Annotated in this window: 2 protein-coding genes; both read right to left on the reverse strand. The window is 32.4% G+C overall.

The window, feature by feature from the left end; translation table 11 throughout:
* On the reverse strand, positions 1 to 773 hold a 773-nt coding region (locus tag ACRX5O_RS25170; RefSeq protein WP_433908441.1), incomplete at its 3' end, for an ABC transporter permease.
* Positions 770 to 1,228: ATP-binding protein DrrA1-3 family domain-containing protein (locus ACRX5O_RS25175; RefSeq protein ID WP_433908442.1), on the reverse strand; the 459-nt coding region annotated here is incomplete at its 5' end. The genes ACRX5O_RS25175 and ACRX5O_RS25170, both read right to left, overlap by 4 nt.

A 1,228-nucleotide genomic window follows, 5' to 3' on the forward strand; every position in this document is an offset into this window, starting at 1 on the left:
TTTTTATGATCAATCCAATATTTTGTTACAAGGAACGTCAGTAAGATGCAAAAAAACGATGTGAATAGATTTCCAATGATGCTCGAATTTACGGATCCTGTGATTAAGATCTCCATTGCATATTTACTCATCATTGCGGGATTGACAAAATCAATAACGGGATTTAAACCAACAATTATTCTGCAAATCATAAGAAACACAATCGATATCAAGGCAATAAGACCCTGATTGTTAAAAATGGTACTGATCATTGTGGTAAATGAAATCATAAATAAAACCCACACAAGATAAAATAATAAGGCGACCACTATGTCGGAAAAAGGAACATTCGTAAAAAGGTAGTAAACATATAAATAGGAAGCAAAGTATCCCATCGCTAAACTAAAACAAATCAATAAATAATTTGAAACCAATTTTCCACCTATATAAGAAAGAACACTTACCGGTCTTGTTAAAATAAAACCTAACATCCCATTAACTTTATCTGATTGAATTATCCCCATCATTGAGACAACAATAATCATGATACCAAGTTGATCAAATTGAGATCCTAATGTGCTGGCTAGAATTTCTCCGCCAGTTTGAGGCGTCAAACTCGGATCAATCGTAATTCCCTGACTACCGCCTAAAGCTTTTAGAATGGAAGGCAAGTAATAGGTAACAACTGGCTGAGTTATACCTAAAAGGAGAAAGACAATGGGTAACCAAATCACTTTGAATTCACGTACCATTTGAACAAATTCCTTTTTTGTCAGTACAATAATACTATTCATTTTTCTATCACCCATTTTATGAAGATTTCTTCTAAAGTATCATGATGGATTTCAAATTTTACTATGTCCACTCCTTTCTCCAATGCATCTTTAAGTAACATATCCTTGTTTTTTTCGATATTTTCGACTTTCACTTTGATTTTATTCCCACTTACCTCAAACCATTTTACATAAGGTAATTTTTTTACATCTTCAATCCAATCTTGATTTAACATCGAGATTTCTAATTTTAATTGGTTGTTACTATTACGGTTTAATAGTTCTGCAATAGTTGTATCTTCTATCTTGCAGCCATTTTTTATCATGACAAATCTTTCGCATATTTCTTCTGCATCGCCTAGTATATGGGTAGATAATAAAATAGTTGTTTCCTTTTTAATTTCTTGAATAAGGTTTAATACCTCTCTTCGACCGATTGGATCCAATGCAGATACTGGTTCATCCATCACAATTAG

Source organism: Robertmurraya mesotrionivorans (assembly GCF_050971805.1).
In the GTDB taxonomy this organism is placed as follows: Bacteria; Bacillota; Bacilli; order Bacillales; family Cytobacillaceae; genus Robertmurraya_A.